This is a genomic window from Streptomyces sp. NPDC091271, assembly GCF_044757505.1.
Classification (GTDB): domain Bacteria; phylum Actinomycetota; class Actinomycetes; order Streptomycetales; family Streptomycetaceae; genus Streptomyces.
The window spans coordinates 522,466-542,480 of the sequence record NZ_JBIVVD010000003.1 but is presented as its reverse complement, the minus strand read 5'-3'; the positions used below and the strand labels follow the sequence as shown (position 1 = coordinate 542,480).

The following is a 20,015-nucleotide window of genomic DNA, read 5'->3' as shown; positions in this document are numbered from 1 at the left end:
GCCGGAACACCACGGGGCCCTCGCGCCATTCCCGCGCGCGGGCGCCGGAGGCCGCATGGGAGGATCAAAGGTCTTCGATCGAGACACAAAGGAGTGCTCCGTGCCCGGTGAGAACCTGTCCCGCGACGAGGCCCGCGAGAGGGCCGAGCTGCTGACCGTCGACGGTTACGAGGTCGCCCTCGACCTCCGCTCCGCCGTCGGTGAGCCCGACGGGGGCGACGATGCCGGCCCGCGCACCTTCCGCTCGCAGACCACGATCCGCTTCCGCGCCGGCCGTGCGGGGGCCTCGACCTTCGCCGATCTGATCGCCCCGTCCGTGGACGCGGTGAGCCTGAACGGCAAGGACCTCGACCCCGCGGCCGTCTTCGACGGCGTCCGTATCGCTCTGGAGGACCTCGCCGAGGGCGAGAACGTCCTGGTGGTCGACGCGCGGTGCGCGTACAGCCGGACCGGCGAGGGCATGCACCGCTTCGTCGACCCGGAGGACGGCGAGGTCTACCTCTACACGCAGTACGAGCCGGCCGACGCGCGGCGTGTCTTCGCCAACTTCGAGCAGCCCGACCTCAAGGCGCCCTACCGCTTCGAGGTGACGGCGCCCGAGGGCTGGCGGGTCTGGAGCAACGGGGCGGAGGAGTCGCAGGAGGGCTCGCACGAGGGCTCGCAGGAGGGCGAGGTCCACCGGTTCGCGGAGACGCTGCCGATCTCGACGTACATCACGGTGGTCGTCGCGGGGCCGTACCACTACGTGAGCGACCTCTACACCCGTACGTTCGACGACGGTTCGAAGCTGGACATCCCGCTCGGCGCGATGTGCCGCAAGGGTCTCGCGCGCTACTTCGACGCCGACGACGTCTTCCTGATCACCAAGCAGGGCCTGGACTTCTTCCACGACAACTTCGACTACCCGTACCCCTTCGGGAAGTACGACCAGGCGTTCGTGCCGGAGTACAACCTAGGCGCGATGGAGAACCCGGGCCTCGTCACCTTCCGCGAGGAGTACATCTACCGCGGAAAGGTCACCTCGGCCTCCTACGAGCGCCGCGCCAACGTCATCCTGCACGAGATGGCGCACATGTGGTTCGGCGACCTGGTCACCATGCAGTGGTGGGACGACCTGTGGCTGAAGGAGTCCTTCGCCGACTTCATGGGGACGTTCTCGATGGTGGAGGCGACCCGCTTCGCCAACGGCTGGACCACCTTCGCCAACAACCGCAAGGCGTGGGCCTACCGGGCCGACCAGCTGCCGTCCACGCACCCGATCACGGCCGACATCCGTGACCTGGAGGACGCCAAGCTGAACTTCGACGGCATCACGTACGCCAAGGGCGCCTCGGTGCTCAAGCAGCTCGTGGCCTATGTCGGACGGGACGCCTTCCTGGAGGGGGCGCGCCGCTACTTCAAGCAGCACGCGTACGGCAACACGCAGCTCGGCGACCTGCTCTCGGTGCTGGCCGAGACATCCGGGCGCGACATGAGTGCCTGGTCGCGCGCGTGGCTGCAGACGGCGGGGGTCAACGTCCTGACGCCGACCGTGACGTACGACGGGGAAGGCCGGATCGCGGAGCTCTCCGTGACCCAGGAGGCCGCCGCCTCCCACCCGGAGCTGCGGCCGCACCGGGTCGCGGTGGGCCTGTACCGGCTCTCCCCGGAGGGCGCGCTGGTGCGGTACGCCCGTGCGGAGACCGATGTCGCCGGCGAGCGGACCGTGGTCGCGGAGCTGGCCGGGAGCGAGAAGCCCGATCTGGTCCTGGTCAACGACGACGACCTCACGTACTGCAAGGTCCGCTTCGACGAGGGGTCCCTGGCGACCCTGCGCGAGCACCTCGGTGACATCACCGACCCCCTGGCGCGGGCGCTGTGCTGGTCCGCGCTGTGGAACCTGACGCGGGACGCGCTGCTTCCGGCACGGGACTTCGTCGCCCTGGTGCTGGCGCACGCCGGCCGGGAGAGCGACATCGGTGTCCTCCAGATGCTGCACGCCTGGGCACAGTCGGCGCTGGTGCACTACGCCGCGCCGGCCTGGCGCGAGGAGGGCGGCCGGGCGCTGGCCGAGGGGGCGCTGGCGGAGCTGCGGCGCGCGGAGCCCGGCAGCGAGCACCAGCTGACGTGGGCGCGGTTCTTCTCCGCCGTCGCCGCGTCGGACGCGGACTTCCAGCTGCTCGGCGAACTGCTCGACGGCTCGGCCGTGATCGACGGCCTGGACGTCGACCAGGAGCTGCGGTGGGCGTTCCTGTCCTCGCTGGCCTCGCACGGCAAGGCCGACGAGGCCGCCGTGGACGCCGAACTCGCCCGGGACGACACGGCGTCCGGCAAGCGGCACCACGTGCGGTGCCTGGCCTCCCGCCCCTCGGCGGCGGTCAAGGCGCAGGCGTGGGCGACGGTCGTGGAGTCGGACAAGCTGTCCAACGCTCTCGTCGGCGCGACGATCGCGGGCTTCGGGCAGCCGTCGCAGCGGGAGCTGCTGGCGCCGTACACGGCCTCGTACTTCGAGGCGATCGAGCGGGTCTGGGCCGAGCGTTCCATCCAGATCGGCATGGACGTGGTCAAGGGCCTGTTCCCCGGGCTGCAGGACGACCCGGCGACCCTCACCGCGACGGACGCGTGGCTGACCTCGCACCCGGACGCGGCACCGGCGCTCCGGCGGCTGGTCCTGGAGGCGCGCGACGATCTGGCACGGGCGCTGCGGGGTCAGGAACGCGACGCGGCGGCGTGAGGTTCCGGCGCACGCCCCGCACACGCGTGTGGGGCGTGCGCCGCACAATCCCCGTCGCGACCGCTCTTTTCGGCATTCGAACTGCCGTACTTTAGGACGGCGTTGTCCTGGGATGTCGACGGACGTGTAACACGGGTTATGGCAGCGCGAGGCTGCGGGAACCTCCCCGGCATGAACCGGAACACCCCTCTCTCCCCTCGCCCCGTCCACGAAGTCACCCACCGCGTGCAGTCCGCCGCGCAGCTGCGCTCCCAGGGCGTGACCGCCGCGCAGACCGCGGCCCACTGCCTGCCCGGCGGCCCGTGGCAGCAGCTGCTCCCCGGCGTGTACCTCCTGCACCCGGGGCCGCCCACGAACGACGACCGGGTGCGCGGCGCGCTCCTGTACGCCGGGCGGCCCCCGGCGGGCGCCCGGCGGACCGTGCCGGACCGGTCGGGGCCCGGCTACGGCGAGGCCATGGTCACGGGCCTGGCGGCGCTGGCCCTGTACGGCTTCACGTCGGCTCCCCCGGTGATCGCGCTGCACCGGATCGACGTGCTGGTGCCGCGCACCAGGCGGCTGCGCTCCACCCGCTTCGTCCAGGTCACCAGGGCCGCCGTCCCGCCCCGGCCGCAGCGCCGGCTCGGAGTGCCGCTGGCCCCGGTGGAGCGGGCGCTCGCCGACGCGGTGGCCTCGCTCGCGGACGCCTCGACGGTGCGACGGATCCTGACGGAGGCGGTGCGTGGCGGGCACTGCGAGCCGGCGTCCGTCGTACGGGAGCTGAGCGACGCCAAGCTCCTGGGCCGCGCGCACGTGGTGGACGCCGTGGACGCGCTGCTCGTCGAGGGCCGGGCGATGGCGGAGGGCCGGCTGTACGAGATGGTGCGCGCCCACCGTCTGCCCCAGCCGCTGTGGAACGTGGAGCTGTCCCTGCCGGGCGGCGGCTTCCTGGGAGGGGTGGACGCGTACTGGCCGGAGCAGGCGGTCGCGCTCGAACTGGGCACCCGCTCGCCCCGGGAGGAGCATGTCGCCTTCGCCGCGGAGCGGGAGCACCTGGAGCGGCTCGGGGTGACGGTGGTACGGGTGACCCCGAAGCAGCTGCGTGACTCGGCGGAGCAGCTGTCGGTGGTGCTGCGTACGGCGATGATGGCGGCCGAGGACCGTGAACCGGCCGCCTACGTGGTGGTCCTGCCCCGGTGAGCAGGGGACGGTGGCGCAATGGCTCCGGTGGCGGATCTACGCCATGTCACTTTCTCGTCCCCGCCAACTCTCCACAAACCCCTGTCATTTACGAAAGGCTGAGCGGTCATCGGGTACCGAATTCCGGACTCTCTCTTTCTTTCACAAAACAGGGATGCTGATGACCAAGGAATCCCCCAGCTCCATACCCGGGGCGAGACGCGCGGCACGCATCGCGGCCGCAGCCGGTCTGGCGGCCGCACTGGCCGCCTCCGGCGCCGCCCCGGTCTTCGCCGCCGACGACCCGGTGGCTTCCCCCGTGAAGCCGGCCGCCGCGAGCACGAAGGGCGACAAGCTGGGCGAGGCCGACGCCGATGTGCTGGCGAAGGCCGAGGCCGAGGGCGAGAAGAACATCACGATGATGGTCGCCACCACCCCCGGTGCGACCGAGCAGGTCGCCGACCAGCTGGACGCCGTCAAGGGGTCCGTGCTGGGGCAGACGTACGACAAGCTCGGATACGTCCGGGCGACCGTGCCGACCGCGACCGCCGAGGCCACCATCAAGGCGGCGCAGAAGCTGTCGTCCGTCCACGGCATCGATCTCAAGCAGGAGATCAAGCTGGACGACCCGACGCCCACGGGCGACCGGGCCGCCGGGGCGAAGCAGCAGAAGGCCACGGGCAGTTACGCGGCGCCGAACAGGAAGACCCCGGCGAAGAACCCGTACAACCCGTCCTTCGAGACGGGCGCGGTCGACTTCGTAGAGCAGCACCCGAAGGCCGACGGCCGCGGGATCACCATCGGTGTCCTGGACTCCGGTGTCGACCTCGGCCACCCCGCGCTGCAGAAGACCACCACCGGCGAGCGCAAGATCGTCGACTGGGTGACGGCCACCGACCCCGTCAGCGACGGCGACGGCACCTGGCTGCGGATGAACCAGACGGTGACCGGCCCGACGTTCACCAACGGCGGCACGACGTACTCCGCGCCGAAGGGCTCGTACGCCTTCAGCGTCTTCAAGGAGTCCGCCACCCGTGGCGGCGACATGGCGGGCGACCTCAACCGCGACGGTGACACCACCGACGCGTGGGGCGTGCTGTACGACCCGGTCACCGGCACCACGCGGGTCGACCTGAACGGCAACGCGGACTTCGGCGACGACACCGTCCTGAAGCCGTACAAGGACAAGCACCAGGTCTCCTACTTCGGTACGGACGACCCGCGGACCGACGTCGTCGAGCGCATCCCGTTCGTCGTCGAGACCCGCCAGGACGTCGTCGTCGACGCGGCGGGCAACACGGCCGACTACGTCAACATCGGCGTCATCGAGAGCGAGCACGGCACGCACGTCGCGGGCATCACCGCGGCCAACGGCCTGTTCGGCGGCGAGATGAACGGCGCGGCGCCCGGCGCCAAGATCGTCTCCTCACGCGCCTGCACCTGGTCCGGCGGCTGCACCAACATCGCGCTGACCGAGGGCATGATCGACCTCGTCGTCAACCGCGGCGTCGACGTCGTCAACATGTCGATCGGCGGCCTGCCGCCCCTCAACGACGGCAACAACGCCCGCGCCGAGCTCTACAAGCGGCTCATCGACATCTACGGCGTCCAGCTGGTCATCTCGGCCGGCAACGACGGCCCGGGCGTCAACACCATCGGTGACCCCGGCCTCGCCGACCACGTCATCTCGGTCGGCGCGTCCATCTCCAAGGAGACCTGGGCAGCCAACTACGGCTCGAACGTCGCCAAGAAGTACGACATGCTGCCCTTCTCCTCGCGCGGTCCGCGTGAGGACGGCGGCTTCGCGCCGATCCTGACGGCCCCCGGCGCGTCCATCAACACCACCCAGACCTGGATCCCCGGCGGTCCGGTCAAGGAGGCGGGCTACTCCCTGCCCGCCGGTTACTCCATGCTGCAGGGCACCTCGATGTCCTCGCCGCAGGCCGCCGGCGCCACGGCGCTGCTGCTGTCCGCCGCGAAGCAGAAGCACATCGAGCTGCCCCCGGCCGACCTGCGGACCGCGCTGACCAGCACCGCCACCCACATCAAGGACGTGCCCGCGCACGCCCAGGGCTCCGGTCTGATCAACATCGTCGGTGCCTGGAAGCAGATCGAGAAGAAGGGCGCCGCGGCGCACGAGTACACCGTGAAGGCCCCGGTCGACACCGCGATCGACTTCGCGCTGAAGACCCCGGGCTTCGGCACCGGCCTGTACGACCGTGAGGGCGGCCTGAAGGCCGGCCAGAAGAAGTCGTACGACGTCACCGTCACCCGCACCACGGGTCCGGACAAGGCCGTGAAGCACACGCTGTCCTGGAAGAACAACGACGGCACCTTCTCGCTGACCGGTTCGAGCACCGTCTCGCTTCCGCTCGGCAAGCCCGTGACCGTCAAGGTCCAGGCGAAGCCCCGCACGGCGGGCGTCCACAGCGGGATCCTGGTGGTGGACGACGCGAAGACCATCGGCGTGGACCAGCAGATCCTCTCCACGGTGGTCGTCGCCAAGGACCTCGTGAAGCCGGGTTACGCGTTCTCGACGACCGGCTCGGTGCAGCGCAACGGCACCACGTCGTACTTCCTGAACGTCCCCGAGGGCGCCGAGACCCTCGAGGTCGCGCTGAGCGCGCTGCGCTCGGGCAGCCAGACGCGGTTCATCTCCATCCACCCGTACGGGGTCGCGGTGGAGGACAGCTCCACGGTCTTCTGCTACCCGAACTACGAGAACCCGACGAACACCTGCCGCCCGGACACGCGCTCCTACAAGGACCCGCAGCCCGGCGTCTGGGAGATCGAGGTCGAGTCCCGCCGCACGTCGCCGCTGCTGGACAACCCGTACAAGCTGGATGTCTCGCTGCTCGGCGCCTCCTTCGACCCGGCGGTGCAGACCATCCCCGAGGCGAAGATCGGCACCCCGACCGCGGTGGACTGGACGGTCACCAACAACGCGGGCGACCTGGAGGGCTCCCTGAAGGGCGGCTCGCTGGGCTCGGCCGACGTCGAGCGCCCGTCGATCTCCACCGGCGGCGAGTACACCAAGACGGTCACCATCGGTGAGGGCGTCGAGAAGCTGGACGTCGCCATCGGCAACACGTCGGACGCCAACGCCGACATCGACCTGTACGTGTACAAGGGCGCCACCGAGGTCGGTGCCTCGACCACGGCGGGCTCGGAGGAGTCGGTCAGCCTGGTGAACCCGGCGGCCGGCACGTACACCGTCGTCATCGACGGCTACTCGGTCCCGGCCGGGACCACCGAGTACGACTACCGCGACGTGTACTACGCACCGTCGCTCGGAGAGATCAAGGTCGACGAGTCCAAGACCGTGAACCTGGCCAACGGCGCGTCCGCCCAGGTCGGGGCCGAGGTCGTGGTCGCCGGAGCGGCTCCCGAGGGCCGGCAGTTCTTCGGCGAGGTCCAGCTGGTGAACGCCCGCGGCACCGCGGCGGGCACGGGCAGCGTCGTGATCGAGAAGGTCACGCCGTAGCCGTAGCGGCGGTGTGATCCGCACGACACCGGAACACTGTGGGGCGGGGGCTCGCAAGGGCACCCGCCCCACACCGCTGTGCGCGGCCTGTCCGCCTGCCGGACAATGGATTGGACATGGGGGCCATGGACATAAGCATCATGGACCGGCAACCGTGCCCGTTCGCACATCCGTGAGGGAGTTCCAGTGAAGGTCGGAATCGTCGGCGCCACCGGTCAGGTCGGCACAGTCATGCGCAGGATCCTGGCCGAGCGGAAGTTCCCCGTCGCCGAGCTGCGGCTCTTCGCCTCCGCGCGTTCCGCGGGCTCCACCATCGCTTACGAGGGCACCGACATCACGGTCGAGGACGCCTCCACCGCGGACTACACCGGGCTCGACATCGTGCTCTTCTCCGCGGGCGGCGCGACCTCGAAGGCGCTGGCCGAGAAGGTCGCCTCCCAGGGTGCCGTCGTGATCGACAACTCCTCCGCCTGGCGCAAGGACCCCGAGGTCCCGCTGGTCGTCTCCGAGGTCAACGCGCACGCGATCAGGAACCGCCCCAAGGGCATCATCGCCAACCCGAACTGCACCACGATGGCCGCCATGCCCGTGCTGCGCCCCCTGCACCAGGAGGCGCAGCTCGACGCGCTGACCGTGGCGACCTACCAGGCGGTGTCCGGCTCCGGTGTCGCCGGTGTGGCGGAGCTGCACGGCCAGGCGTCCAAGGTCGTCGCGGACGCGGACAAGCTGACGCACGACGGCGACGCGGTCGACTTCCCCGAGCCGGCTGTCTACAAGCGCCCGATCGCCTTCAACGTGCTGCCGCTGGCCGGCTCGATCGTGGACGACGGGTCCTTCGAGACCGACGAGGAGCAGAAGCTCCGCAACGAGTCCCGCAAGATCCTGGAGATCCCGGAGCTCAAGGTGTCCGGCACCTGCGTCCGGGTTCCGGTCTTCTCCGGCCACTCCCTCCAGATCAACGCCCGTTTCGCCCGTCCGATCAGCGTCGAGCGCGCCTACGAGCTGCTGAAGGACGCCGAGGGCGTCGAGCTCTCCGAGATCCCGACCCCGCTCCAGGCGGCCGGCAAGGACGCCTCCTACGTGGGCCGTATCCGCGTCGACGAGACCGTCGAGCACGGCCTCGCGCTGTTCGTCTCCAACGACAACCTGCGCAAGGGCGCCGCGCTCAACGCCGTCCAGATCGCGGAGCTGGTGGCGGCGGAGCTCAAGGGCTGACTCCCTCACCACGAAAGGGCGGCCCCCGATGCCCGGGAGCCGCCCTTTCGCATGCCTCAGAGCGCGAGGTGGCGCCTCAGTGCGGCGTCGATGTCGCTCATGCGCTGACGCGGGACTGTCCCGACGCGCTTCAGGAACCGCTCCTGCGTCATCGCGCGTACCTGCTCGCACTGCACCTTGGAGTTCTTGGGCAGGCCTGATTCGTCCGCCTGCAGCAACACCTGGAAGGGGTAGACCCGCGTGGTGTTGGAGGTCAGCGGCACGACCGTGACCACGCCACGCCCGGTCCGGTCCACCACCGCGTTGGCGCCGTCGTTCGAGACGATCACCGAGGGCCGCGCCTTTTTGGCCTCACTGCCTCGGACAGATTCGTACTCGACCAGGTAGATGTCACCGCGCTTCATCGGTCAGCCCGTCCCCGGAGAACCTGTCCCAGAAGGCGGCGTCCTCGCTCCCGTCCCACTCCGCAAAAGCGGCCTCATAGTCGGCCTCCAGGTTGGAGGCGCGCAGGGCCTCGATCGCGGCGTGTATCACGGCCGACCGGGAGTCCGCCTCGGTCTTCGCGGCGTACTCGTCGACGAAGGCGACATCCTCCTGCGGCAAGCTCACACTGATCTTCATACCCTCCATGCTGCCGTGAGTAGGAACATACTGGCTACCCGAGGGTGTCAGCCTCGTCGCACCTCGAAGTGGAAGCACCCGTACTCCACGGCCCGCACATGCACCAGCGCCACGTGGGCGTCGGCGAATGCCTCCGCCAGCGCCTCGTCGAAGCCCCGCTCCTCGTCGGCCGGGATCTCCAGGAGCCGGCCGCCCACGATGTGCCCGTCCGCGTCGTAGCGCCGGACGGTCCGGAGCGCGCCGGCCCGTGAGAACGGATAGCCGGCCCGGTCCGCCGCCGGGCCCTCGCACTCCTCGGCGTGGATGAAGACCGGGCCCTGCTCGTCGTACGCCCCCGGGCGCGCCCAGGTCTGAGCCGCCCAGCGCCGGAGCGGCGCGTACGACACGAGGGCGATCCTCTCCCCGGGCTCGGCTCCGCGCAGGCAGCAGCGGAGGGGATCGCCGCCCTCCGTCGCCGTGTACGGGACGCAGGGACGTCCGGCGTCGTCGGTCGTGCGCAGCTCTTTCAGAGCGTCCGGCCCGATGGGCCGTGCCTCGTAAGTGGTCATGATCCGAGGGTGGCCCGATCGGCTCCACCGGTCCGGCGGAAAACGGACATCGCGCTGTGCCCGCCCCACGTGGAAGGATGGCCGGAAACGTCGCATATCAAGGAGATGACCGCGTGCCTGGCACGAATCTGACCCGCGAAGAGGCACAGGAGCGGGCGCGCCTGCTGACCGTGGACGCGTACGAGATCGATCTCGACCTCTCCGGCGCACAGGAGGGCGGCACCTACCGGTCCGTCACCACCGTGCGCTTCGACTCCGCCGAAGCCGGTGCGGAGACCTTCATCGATCTGGTCGCCCCCGCGGTGCACGACATCGTGCTGAACGGCAAGGACCTGGACATCGCCGCCGTCTTCCGGGACTCCCGGATCACGCTGAAGCACCTCCGGGCCGGCGCCAACGAGTTGAAGGTCGTCGCCGACTGCTCGTACACGAACACCGGCGAGGGGCTGCACCGGTTCGTCGACCCGGTCGACGAGCAGGCCTACCTCTACACCCAGTTCGAGGTCCCGGACGCCCGCCGGGTGTTCGCGAGCTTCGAGCAGCCCGACCTGAAGGCCACCTTCCGGTTCACCGTGAAGGCGCCGTCCGGCTGGACCGTGATCTCCAACTCGCCGACCCCGGAACCCGAGGGCGACGTCTGGTCCTTCGAGCCGACGCCGCGCATCTCCACGTACATCACGGCCCTGATCGCGGGCCCGTACCACGCGGTGCACAGCAGCTACGAGAAGGACGGGCAGTCCGTGCCGCTCGGCATCTACTGCCGGCCGTCGCTCGCCGAGTACCTCGACGCGGACGAGATCTTCGCGGTCACGCGGCAGGGCTTCGAGTGGTTCCAGGAGAAGTTCGACTACGCGTACCCCTTCGCCAAGTACGACCAGCTGTTCGTCCCCGAGTTCAACGCCGGGGCGATGGAGAACGCGGGCGCGGTCACCATCCGCGACCAGTACGTGTTCCGTTCGAAGGTCACGGACGCGGCCTACGAGACGCGCGCCGAGACCATCCTCCACGAGCTGGCCCACATGTGGTTCGGCGACCTGGTCACCATGGAGTGGTGGAACGACCTCTGGCTGAACGAGTCGTTCGCCACGTACACCTCCATCGCGTGCCAGGCGGACGCCGAGGGCTCGAAGTGGCCGCACTCCTGGACCACGTTCGCCAACTCCATGAAGACATGGGCGTACCGGCAGGACCAGCTGCCGTCGACGCACCCGATCATGGCGGACATCCAGGACCTCGACGACGTCCTGGTGAACTTCGACGGGATCACGTACGCGAAGGGCGCCTCGGTCCTGAAGCAGCTCGTGGCGTACGTCGGCAAGGACGCGTTCTTCAAGGGCGTGCAGGCCTACTTCAAGGCGCACGCGTTCGGGAACACGCGTCTGTCCGACCTGCTGGGCGCCCTGGAGGAGACCTCCGGCCGCGACCTGAGGACCTGGTCGAAGGCGTGGCTGGAGACGGCCGGCATCAACATCCTGCGCCCGGAGATCGAGACCGACGAGAACGGACACGTCACCTCGTTCACCGTGCTGCAGGAGGCCCCCGCGCTCCCCGCCGGGGCGAAGGGCGAGCCGACGCTGCGCCCGCACCGGATCGCTATCGGCTGCTACTCCTTCGACGGGACCGGGGCCGCTGCCGGGAAGCTGGTCCGCACGGACCGGATCGAGCTGGACGTCGACGGGGAGCGCACCACCGTGCCGTTCCCGGCCGGCACGGCGCGCCCGGCGGTCGTGCTGCTCAACGACGACGACCTGTCGTACGCGAAGGTCCGCCTCGACGAGGAGTCGCTGCGGGTCGTCACCGCACACCTCGGCGACTTCGCCGAGTCCCTGCCCCGCGCCCTGAGCTGGGCCTCGGCCTGGGACATGACGCGCGACGGCGAGCTGGCGACGCGCGACTACCTGACACTGGTCCTCTCCGGGATCAGCAAGGAGACGGACATCGGCGTCGTGCAGTCGCTGCACCGTCAGGTGAAGCTGGCCCTGGACCTCTATGCCGCCCCTGAGTGGCGCGAGGCGGGTCTGAACCAGTGGACCGAGGCGACGCTCGCGCACCTGCGCGCGGCGGAGCCGGCCAGTGACCACCAGCTGGCGTGGGCCCGTGCCTTCGCCGCGACGGCGCGCAGCCCGCTCCACCTGGACGTGCTGCAGTCGCTGCTGGACGGCACCCAGGAGATCGAGGGCCTGGCCGTCGACACGGAGCTGCGCTGGGCGTTCGTGCAGCGCCTCGCCGCGACGGGACTCATCGACGAGGAGGAGATCGCCGCCGAGTACGAGCGCGACAAGACGGCCGCGGGCGAGCGACACGCGGCGTCCGCACGCGCGGCCCAGCCCTCCGAGGACGCCAAGGCCGAGGCGTGGGCGTCGGTCGTCGAGTCGGACAAGCTGCCGAACTCCTTGCAGGAGTCGGTCATCGGCGGCTTCGTGCAGACCGACCAGCGTGAGCTGCTCGCTCCGTACACCGAGCGGTACTTCACGGCGGTCAAGGACGTCTGGGACTCGCGCAGCCACGAGATGGCCCAGCAGATCGCGGTCGGCCTCTACCCGGCCCTCCAGGTCTCGCAGGAGACCCTGGACGCGACGGACGCCTGGCTGGACTCGGTGCGGCCGAGTGCCGCACTGCGCCGGCTGATGTCGGAGTCGCGCGCGGGCGTGGAGCGTGCGCTGAAGGCCCAGGCCGCGGACGCGGCGGCGGCCACCGCGTAGCGGAAGCCGCACGGTGAGGGGGCGTCTCCGCCGGGAGGCGCCCCCTTCCGTACCCCGGTCACCCCGCTATGTGAGCGGTTCGCCCGGTGCTCCTGCGCGTCCTGCGGATACCAGCGCAGCTCGACGGTGTTGCCGTCCGGGTCCTGTACGTAGACCGACTGCGCCCGGCCCCGGGCGCCGAACCGCTCCCCCGGGCCGTCGGGCACGGTGACCGCGGGGACCGCCGAGCAGATCGATGATGGTGGTCGGGCTGACCCGTACCCCGAGGGGAACGGGACCTTGCCGGAGCGCCACTCGTCCACCCGGACCGGCTGAGAACCGCCCGGCGGACGGGCGCCGAGTGCGCAGCCGTCCGCCGGGCGGGAGTTGTGGGCGTCCGGGGGTATCAGCCCCTGGACTGCTCGTAGCGGCGGGCCAGTTCGGCCGCCCCCGCCTCCGTCGGCGAGCCGTGGAGGCGCATCCTGGCCACGCCCCCGTCGGGGTAGGCGTCCAGGCGTACGTGGGTGACCACGGCCTCGGTGTCGAGGACGAAGCGGTGCAGGGTGTCGGGCTGGAGCCGGGTGCGCGGGAGGATCTCGAACCACTCGCCGCTCTCACCGTCGCGGCCCTGGAGGCCGATCCAGCCGGCCGCGTTCCCCTTGAGGTAGGCGGTGTCGATCTCGACGGCGCGCACCGCGCCCTGGGCGGGCAGCCGGAAGCGCACCCAGTCGTTCGTGTCGCGGACCCGGCGGCGGCGGTTCTCCCAGCCGTCGTCCATCTTGCGGGAGGTGCCGGGCAGGATGATCTGCGCCGGCGAGGAGTAGAAGCGGTCCGAGGCGTCCTCGTACATGCCGCCGTTGAGGATCGAGATCAGGTCGATCGTGCCCAGCGCCGCGAGCCAGGCCGGGTCGGGGACGACCTCGCCGTGGACGCGGAGGCGGGCGATGCCGCCGTCGGGGTGCTGACAGATCCGCAGGTGGGTGTAGCGGCGGCCGCCGGTGACCTCGAAGCCGTTGGCGGCGTGGCCGCGTACGGGGGTCGGCGGGACGAGCTCCTCCCACTTCACGTCGTCGGCGAGGAGCTCCTCCGGCCCGGGGGCACCTTCCAGGGCCGTCGCCTGGACGGAGACGCGCTGCGGGTAGTTGCCGCGGAAGTGGGCGGTGTCGACGACGATGCCGCGGATGATTCCGGGGGTGCCCAGCCGGACGATCGCCCAGTCGTGATCCTCGGGTGCGGGGAAGGGGTGGTCCCCGTCCGCGCCACGGCGACGGCGGGTCTCCCAGCCGTCCATGATCTTGCCCTTGTGGCCGAAGCGCTCGGGGTCGAAGACGGCGGGTTCGCGGATCAGGAGGTTCTCGCGCTCGGCGAAGAACTCGTCGTTGGCCGCGATCACTCCCGCGCCGAGACGGCGGTCCGCGAGGTCGACCAGCTCGGTGAAGGGGAAGTCGCCGGCCCGGTAGTCGGCGTAGGGATCACCGCCGCCGTAGGGGGCCGCGTCGTTGGCGTGCGGGTCGGTGGAATGGGGCTCCGTCTGGATCTTGTCGGTGGGCATGTGCCTACTGTGCTGCCGCGACACCGATCAGGTCCATCGAAAGTTTTCGTACGGTTCTTTCAGTTCTGCTGAACGTTCTGTTGAACGACCTGCTCCGCCGCCCGCTGGAGCGCCCCCAGCACCCGTGCGACCGCCGGACCGCGCTCCGCCCCCTGCCGCACCGCCGCGACGACATGGCGGTACGGCCGGTCCTCCTCCAGGACCCGCATCACCACGCCGTCGCGCGGCCGGTCGGAGGCCGACACCATCCGGGGGACCAGGGCGACCCCCATCCCCGCCCGGACCATGGCGAGGATCGCCGTCCAGCCGGCGGCGCTGTGGGCCTGCTCGGGGACGAAACCCGCGGCCTCGCACGCCGCCGTGGTGATCTCCGACCACGGGCCGGACCCGCCGAAGATCCAGGCCTCCCGGGAGAGGTCCGCCAGCCCCAGGGCGGGCACCCCCGCGAGGCGGTGGCCGGCGGGCAGCGCCACGTCCAGCGGGTCGGCGAGGAGCGGCAGCAGGGTGAAGCGGGGGTCCCGGGCCGTCGGGGCGTGTGCCGCCAGGGAGAGCGCCAGGTCCACCTCGCCGGCCGACAGCAGCTCGTAGGCCTGAGCCGCCTCCGCCTCCCGCACGCGCACCTGGGGCCCGGGCCGTCCCCCGGCCTCCAGCGACCGCACGGCCGGTACGACGAGGGCGGGAACGGCGGTCGAGAAGGCACCGACCCGCACCTGGCCCGCCTCTCCCCGCAGATAGCCGGTCAGCTCGGCATCGGCCCGCTCCAGCTGGGCGAAGACGGCCTCGGCGTGGCGCAGCACGAGATGGGCGGCGTCGGTGAGCCGGACGCGGCGGCCCTGCGCCTCCAGCAGCGGTACGCCGAGCTGCCTGGAGAGGTTGGTGAGCTGCTGCGAGACGGCCGACGGGGTCATGAGGAGTGCTTCGGCCGTGGCGGTGACCGTGCCCCTGTCGCGCAGGGTGCGCAGGATGCGGAGCTTCTTGACGTCCCACTCGGTCATGGCCGAAACCTACCCCTCGCCCGGACATGCCGATGCGCCGCGCGGTACGTCGTACCGGCGGCGCCGCTCGGAAGAGCTAGGCCTGCTTCTTGGACTTGTCGAGGACCATGACGAGTCCCGCGATCACCAGGAACAGGACGATCGGGAGCGCGACGTAGAGGCCGAGGGTCTCCAGCACGTTCAGCCCCGGGCCCGGGTCGTCACCGTCGTCGCGGGTCAGCGCGAGCGCCGGGGACGACATGAGCAGCATCATCAGCGTCGTACCGGCCGCGACGGCGCCGGCGCGCATAGCGTTCTTCTTGTCCACGGTGCAAACGTAGCGAACGCCTACGAGGGGCGCGCGCCCGGGGGTGCCGTACGGGACTCGTGGCCATCCGTCAGGACGGCCATGAGCCGGTGCAGCCGGGGCGAGGCGGTGATCTCCTCCAGCGTGACGGGGTGGCCTTCCGCGTCGGCGATGGGCAGGCGCCAGTTCGGGTACTGGTCCCAGGTCCCGGGGAGGTTCTGCGGCCGGCGGTCGCCCACGGTGTCCGGGAGCCAGACCCCGGCCATCCGGGCGGGGGTGCGCCGCAGGAAGCGGTGGACGGCGCGGACGGCCGCCTCCTCGTCGCCGTCGCCCTCGGGCAGCAGCCGGAGCCGGGCCAGGTAGGCCAGCCACTCGGCGGTGTCGGCGGCGTCCTCGGCCAGCTCCTGCTCCAGGCTCCGGGTGAGCAGCCCCAGCCGGTGGCGGAGCGTCACATGATCGCCGGTCAGGCGGGCGGCGGTGGACGGCAGATCGTGGGTGGTCGCCGTGGCCACGCAGTCCTCGCGCCACTTCTCGGGCGCCAGCGGGCGCCCCGTGCCGTCCCAGTCGCGCTCGAACCAGAGCACGGAGGTGCCGAGCACCCCGCGCCGGGCGAGCGCCTCGCGTACGCCGGGCTCGACGGTGCCGAGGTCCTCCCCTATGACGACGGCACCGGCCCGGTGCGCCTCCAGGACGAGGACGGCGAGCATCGCCTCGGCGTCCTGGCTGACGTAGGCGCCCTCGGTGGGCGGGCGCCCCTCGGGCACCCACCAGAGCCGGAAGAGGCCCATGACGTGGTCGATGCGCAGCGCTCCTGCGTGGGCGAGGAGGCCGCGCAGGAGGTCGCGGTAGGGGGCGTAGCCGGACGCCGCGAGGGCGTCGGGGCGCCAGGGGGGCAGCCCCCAGTCCTGGCCGTGGGCGTTGAAGGCGTCAGGGGGCGCGCCGACGGACATGCCCCGCGCGAAGGCGTCCTGCTGGGCCCAGGTGTCGGCGCCGTCGGGGTGGACGCCGACGGCGAGGTCGTGGACGATCCCGACGGCCATCCCGGACTCCCGCGCGGCGCTCTGGGCCGTGGCGAGCTGGGTGTCGGTGAGCCAGGCGAGCCGGCAGTGGAAGTCGACCCGGTCCAGCAGCTCGGCGCGCGCGCGGGTGCTCTGCGGGGAGCGGGGGTCCCGCAGCCCTTCGGGCCAGGCACGCCACAGGGGGCCGTGCACCTCGGCCAGGGCGCACCACAGGGCGTGGTCCTCCAGGGCCTGCCCCTGCCCGGCGAGGAAGTCGCAGTAGGCGGCGCGGCGGCCGGGGGTCAGGGGGACCTCGTGGACGATCTCCAGGGCCTGCCTCTTGAGCGCCCAGACGGCGTCCCGGTCGATCAGGGCACCCTTGTTGAGCACGGCCTCGCGGAGGGCCGCGGCCTCCTGGCGCAGATCGTCCAGGGCCGCCCTGCCGGGCTCGGCGACGTGGCCGTACTCCGGGATCGACTCGATGTGCAGATGGACGGGGTCGGGGAAGCGGCGGGAGGAGGGGCGGTACGGGGAGGGGTCGGTCGGGCTGCCCGGTACGGCGGCGTGCAGCGGGTTGACCTGGACGAAGCCGCTCCCCAGGGTTCGCCCCGCCCAGGCGGCTAGGTCGGCCAGGTCCGAGAGGTCGCCCATGCCCCAGGAACGGGCGGACAGCATCGAGTAGAGCTGGACGAGGAATCCGTGCGTACCGGCGGACGGCTGGGGTACGCGGTCCGGAGCGACGACGAGCGTGGCGGTTGCGTAGCGGTGGTCCGCCGTACGGACGGCCAGCCGGTGCACGCCCAGGGGCGGTTCGGTCCACCAGGAGGGCGTCGTCGGCGTGTTCGCGTCGGGGGCGGGAGCGGGGAGCACCCTCATGCGCAGGGGCGACCTCGCGTCGGTGGCGCCCGGTTCGGGGTCGACCGTCAGGAGCGCGCCGGGCGGCAGCGCGGTGAGCGCGGCCGGCAGCGGCTCTCCCGACCAGGCCACCACCGTCGGCGGGAGCAGTCGGGAGGCCGCCGCCGATTCGGCTGCGGTGAGTGATCTCCGTACCTCCGCGGGAGTGTCGGCGTCGACGCCCAGGGCGGCGAGCACGGCCGTGACCGTGTCGTCGGGGACGGACACCGTGACATCCGCGGACGGGGAGAAGGAGGTGGCGACGCCGTGCAGTGCGGCGAGCCGGGACAAGCCCATTCAGACTCCTGGGGACTCCATGCCCCCTGCGGTGCCGGGTGCTGTCGGCTCGCTGGTCAGAGGGGCGACGGCGGCGAGCGGTGGCTCGCTCGTGAGGGGTGTGGCGTCGGCGAGCGGAGGCTCGCTGGTGAGCGGGGGTTCGCTGAGGAGCGGGGCGCTGTCGGCGGACGCGGGTTCACCGATCAGGTGGGAGACATCGGCGAGCGGCAGCTCACTGATCATCGGAGGGGCGGTGAAGGTCGGGGACTTCTTACCCGCCAGCGGATCGGAACCCATGGGGCTAGGCACCTGTTTGGAAAGGGCGGAGAGCAGAAGCTGCGCAGAAGCGGGCATGTTGGCCTCCTGGCCGTGGACAACAGGACACAGCAGACCTACCCAGCGGGCGCGGGAGCAGACGTGGACGTGACATACGCGTTATGACAACGATTCCAACGTGCCGTGGGTCACACTTCGTTCCCCGGCGCGTCAGGTATGGGCCGTTTTCAGCCACTCGGCGGCGTCTCCCCCGCGGCAGGAGCGCCCCGGACCCCGTTCCCGGCCCGCGCCCGCCCGCCGGGCCGTCGCCGCGTCACCCGGCCGGGTGACGCGGCGGCCTCCGACACGTCGATGGCCCGGTTCCTCAGGCGGAAACGCCGTCGATCCGGGCCATCACGTCGTCCGCGCCGAAGGGCTGCAGATAGGGCAGCCAGCGCGGGTCCCGGTGCCCGGTGCCGATGATCCGCCAGGCGAGACCGCTGGGCGGCGCCGGCTGGTGGCGCAGCCGCCAGCCGAGCTCCGGCAGGTGGCGGTCCGCCTTGACGTGGTTGCAGCGGCGGCAGGCCGCCACCACGTTGTCCCAGGCGTGCTGCCCGCCGCGGCTGCGCGGGATGACGTGGTCGACGCTGGTCGCGGCGGCCCCGCAGTACATGCAGCGGCCGCCGTCCCTCGCGAAGAGCGCCCGGCGTGTGAGCGGGACGGGCCCCCGGTACGGGACCCGCACGAACCGCTTGAGGCGGACCACGCTGGGCGCCGGCACGGCACGGGTGGCACTGTGCATGAAGGCGCCGGACTCCTCGAGGCAGATGGCCTTGTTCTCGAGGACGAGGACGAGCGCGCGGCGGAGAGGTACGACGCCGAGCGGCTCGTACGAAGCGTTGAGAACCAGGACGTGCGGCACGGTGGATGCCTCCTTGTACGCCGGCGACGCGTGGCTCGCGCCGGGACGATCCGATCTCAGTCTCTCCTCATGCCTGGTCCGAGCGCCACCACGTGCGGGTAACGGGCCGGAGGGATTTTTCTCACCGCCCGCCGTACGCACGCCCCGGATACACCGGAACAGGTGTTTGAACGGGGCCGCCGGCCCCCCTGTGGCATCGGCCACACCCCCCGTGACCCCGGGTGAGACGTGTCTCTCCCTCCCCGACGGCAACGAACCGGCCCCCCGCCTTCGTTAGTGTGGTTGGTCTGCTGTCGCCCCATTTGGAGGTCCCCGTCGTGTCCCTGTCCGCCCTCCTGGCCGTGGCTCCGTCCCCCGGGGCCGCGGGCTCGCTGGACGAAGCCGCCGAGCGGGCCGGGAACGCCGCAGGCTGGGTCGAGGAGAACTGGTCCACCTGGCTGAACACCGGCCTCCGGATCATCCTCATCGCGGCCATCGCGATCGTGCTGCGCTACCTGATCCGGCGCGCCCTGACCAACCTCATCGACCGGATGAACCGCAGCGCCCAGGCGGTGGAGGGCACGGCCCTCGGCGGCCTGCTGGTCAACGCCGAACGCCGCCGCCAGCGCTCCGAGGCCATCGGCTCCGTGCTCCGCTCGGTGACGTCGTTCCTGATCCTCGGCACCGCGGCCCTGATGATCCTGGGCGCCTTCCAGATCAACCTGGCCCCCCTGCTCGCCTCCGCGGGGGTCGCCGGGGTGGCACTGGGCTTCGGCGCGCGCAACCTCGTCACCGACTTCCTCTCCGGCGTCTTCATGATCCTGGAGGACCAGTACGGCGTCGGGGACCAGATCGACGCGGGTGTCGCCTCCGGTGAGGTGATCGAGGTCGGCCTGCGGGTCACCAAGCTGCGGGGGGACAACGGCGAGATCTGGTACGTGCGCAACGGCGAGGTGAAGCGGATCGGCAACCTCAGCCAGGGCTGGTCCACCGCCGGTATCGACGTCACGGTCCGCCCGACGGAGGACCTGGAGTCGGTCCGCAAGGCGATCGCCGGCGCCGGCGAGACCATGACCAAGGAAGAACCCTGGTCGGAGCGGCTGTGGGGCCCGGTGGAGGTGCTCGGCCTGGACGCGGTGCTGCTCGACTCGATGACCCTGCGGGTCACGGCGAAGACCATGCCCGGCAAGTCGCTGGGCGTCGAGCGCGAGCTGCGCTGGCGCATCAAGCAGGCGCTGGACGCCGCCGGGATCATGATGATCGGCACCATCCCCCTCCAGACGGACGGGGAGGCCGCCGCCGACCCGACGGCGGCGGTGGCGGCCCCCTCGGCGTACGCGTCGGCGACGTCGCCGCAGTCGCTGGCGGCGACCCCGATACCGCCCGCCAACCTCACGAAGTAGCCGGCGCCGGACGACCGGTGCGCACAGCGCCCCCG

The 20,015-nt window shown here is 71.4% G+C and carries 15 protein-coding genes and 1 pseudogene; 6 read left to right on the top strand and 10 right to left on the bottom strand.

The window, feature by feature from the left end:
- The first annotated feature begins 100 nt into the window (after positions 1-100).
- The 4 genes from pepN (ACIQM3_RS14230) to ACIQM3_RS14215 all read left to right on the top strand — a co-directional run bounded on the left by pepN (ACIQM3_RS14230) (position 101) and on the right by ACIQM3_RS14215 (position 8,570).
- A complete protein-coding gene (pepN, locus tag ACIQM3_RS14230) occupies positions 101-2,713 on the top strand; it encodes an aminopeptidase N (RefSeq protein WP_401623564.1) in 2,613 nt (870 codons plus the stop codon).
- Between the two features lie 171 nt (positions 2,714-2,884).
- A complete protein-coding gene (locus ACIQM3_RS14225; RefSeq protein ID WP_401623562.1) occupies positions 2,885-3,892 on the top strand; it encodes a hypothetical protein in 1,008 nt (335 codons plus the stop codon).
- A gap of 154 nt (positions 3,893-4,046) precedes the next feature.
- Entirely contained in the window at positions 4,047-7,355 is a 3,309-nt protein-coding gene (locus ACIQM3_RS14220) for a S8 family serine peptidase (RefSeq protein WP_401623560.1), read from the top strand.
- A gap of 186 nt (positions 7,356-7,541) precedes the next feature.
- Positions 7,542-8,570 (top strand): aspartate-semialdehyde dehydrogenase, encoded by a 1,029-nt coding sequence (locus ACIQM3_RS14215; RefSeq protein ID WP_401623558.1) that lies wholly within the window; start codon positions 7,542-7,544, stop codon positions 8,568-8,570.
- Positions 8,571-8,626: 56 nt separating this feature from the next.
- On the opposite strand, the gene ACIQM3_RS14210 is transcribed toward ACIQM3_RS14215, so the two are convergent.
- From ACIQM3_RS14210 to ACIQM3_RS14200, 3 genes are read right to left on the bottom strand one after another with little or no spacing between them, the layout of a single operon-like run.
- Complete coding sequence (locus tag ACIQM3_RS14210) at positions 8,627-8,974, bottom strand: type II toxin-antitoxin system PemK/MazF family toxin (protein WP_401623556.1); 348 nt, start codon at positions 8,972-8,974, stop codon at positions 8,627-8,629.
- The gene (locus ACIQM3_RS14205) at positions 8,961-9,191 is read right to left on the bottom strand and encodes a ribbon-helix-helix domain-containing protein (RefSeq protein WP_401623554.1); all 231 of its coding nucleotides are present in this window, start codon (positions 9,189-9,191) and stop codon (positions 8,961-8,963) included. Before ACIQM3_RS14205 ends, ACIQM3_RS14210 begins: the two co-directional genes overlap by 14 nt.
- A 47-nt stretch (positions 9,192-9,238) precedes the next feature.
- Positions 9,239-9,739: a DUF1203 domain-containing protein gene (locus tag ACIQM3_RS14200; RefSeq protein WP_401623552.1), complete on the bottom strand. Its 501-nt coding sequence runs from the start codon at positions 9,737-9,739 to the stop codon at positions 9,239-9,241.
- A gap of 113 nt (positions 9,740-9,852) precedes the next feature.
- On the opposite strand from ACIQM3_RS14200, the gene pepN (ACIQM3_RS14195) reads away from it, so the two are divergent.
- Positions 9,853-12,441 (top strand): aminopeptidase N, encoded by a 2,589-nt coding sequence (gene pepN / locus ACIQM3_RS14195; RefSeq protein ID WP_401623550.1) that lies wholly within the window; start codon positions 9,853-9,855, stop codon positions 12,439-12,441.
- 95 nt (positions 12,442-12,536) lie between these two features.
- Here the strand turns inward: pepN (ACIQM3_RS14195) and ACIQM3_RS14190 are convergent.
- From ACIQM3_RS14190 to ACIQM3_RS14160, 7 genes and pseudogenes are all read right to left on the bottom strand, one after another.
- Positions 12,537-12,767 (bottom strand): annotated as a pseudogene (locus tag ACIQM3_RS14190) (VOC family virulence protein); the annotation flags it as partial.
- Between the two features lie 59 nt (positions 12,768-12,826).
- On the bottom strand, positions 12,827-13,972 hold the full coding sequence (gene alc / locus ACIQM3_RS14185; RefSeq protein WP_401623548.1) for an allantoicase: 1,146 nt from the start codon (positions 13,970-13,972) through the stop codon (positions 12,827-12,829).
- Between the two features lie 59 nt (positions 13,973-14,031).
- Entirely contained in the window at positions 14,032-14,967 is a 936-nt protein-coding gene (locus ACIQM3_RS14180) for a LysR substrate-binding domain-containing protein (protein WP_401623546.1), read from the bottom strand.
- A gap of 76 nt (positions 14,968-15,043) precedes the next feature.
- Positions 15,044-15,256, bottom strand: a complete 213-nt coding sequence (locus tag ACIQM3_RS14175) for a hypothetical protein (RefSeq protein ID WP_015577166.1) — start codon at positions 15,254-15,256, stop codon at positions 15,044-15,046.
- 38 nt (positions 15,257-15,294) lie between these two features.
- The gene (gene malQ, locus ACIQM3_RS14170; RefSeq protein ID WP_401623544.1) at positions 15,295-17,442 is read right to left on the bottom strand and encodes a 4-alpha-glucanotransferase; all 2,148 of its coding nucleotides are present in this window, start codon (positions 17,440-17,442) and stop codon (positions 15,295-15,297) included.
- Positions 17,443-17,775: a hypothetical protein gene (locus ACIQM3_RS14165; RefSeq protein ID WP_401623542.1), complete on the bottom strand. Its 333-nt coding sequence runs from the start codon at positions 17,773-17,775 to the stop codon at positions 17,443-17,445.
- Between the two features lie 286 nt (positions 17,776-18,061).
- Positions 18,062-18,598, bottom strand: coding sequence for an HNH endonuclease (locus ACIQM3_RS14160; protein WP_104785722.1), 537 nt, complete (start codon positions 18,596-18,598; stop codon positions 18,062-18,064).
- 317 nt (positions 18,599-18,915) lie between these two features.
- On the opposite strand from ACIQM3_RS14160, the gene ACIQM3_RS14155 reads away from it, so the two are divergent.
- Entirely contained in the window at positions 18,916-19,980 is a 1,065-nt protein-coding gene (locus ACIQM3_RS14155; RefSeq protein ID WP_401623540.1) for a mechanosensitive ion channel family protein, read from the top strand.
- The last annotated feature ends 35 nt before the right edge of the window (positions 19,981-20,015 follow it).

Bases quoted from the DNA above. Each gene is read 5' to 3' on its own strand.
- ACIQM3_RS14225 (WP_401623562.1), top strand. From the start codon at position 2,885: ATGAACCGGAACACCCCTCTCTCCCCTCGCCCCGTCCACGAAGTCACC.
- ACIQM3_RS14220 (WP_401623560.1), top strand. From the start codon at position 4,047: ATGCTGATGACCAAGGAATCCCCCAGCTCCATACCCGGGGCGAGACGC.
- ACIQM3_RS14210 (WP_401623556.1), bottom strand. From the start codon at position 8,974: ATGAAGCGCGGTGACATCTACCTGGTCGAGTACGAATCTGTCCGAGGC.
- ACIQM3_RS14205 (WP_401623554.1), bottom strand. From the start codon at position 9,191: ATGAAGATCAGTGTGAGCTTGCCGCAGGAGGATGTCGCCTTCGTCGAC.
- ACIQM3_RS14200 (WP_401623552.1), bottom strand. From the start codon at position 9,739: ATGACCACTTACGAGGCACGGCCCATCGGGCCGGACGCTCTGAAAGAG.
- alc (WP_401623548.1), bottom strand. From the start codon at position 13,972: ATGCCCACCGACAAGATCCAGACGGAGCCCCATTCCACCGACCCGCAC.
- ACIQM3_RS14180 (WP_401623546.1), bottom strand. From the start codon at position 14,967: ATGACCGAGTGGGACGTCAAGAAGCTCCGCATCCTGCGCACCCTGCGC.
- ACIQM3_RS14175 (WP_015577166.1), bottom strand. From the start codon at position 15,256: ATGCGCGCCGGCGCCGTCGCGGCCGGTACGACGCTGATGATGCTGCTC.
- malQ (WP_401623544.1), bottom strand. From the start codon at position 17,442: ATGGGCTTGTCCCGGCTCGCCGCACTGCACGGCGTCGCCACCTCCTTC.
- ACIQM3_RS14165 (WP_401623542.1), bottom strand. From the start codon at position 17,775: ATGCCCGCTTCTGCGCAGCTTCTGCTCTCCGCCCTTTCCAAACAGGTG.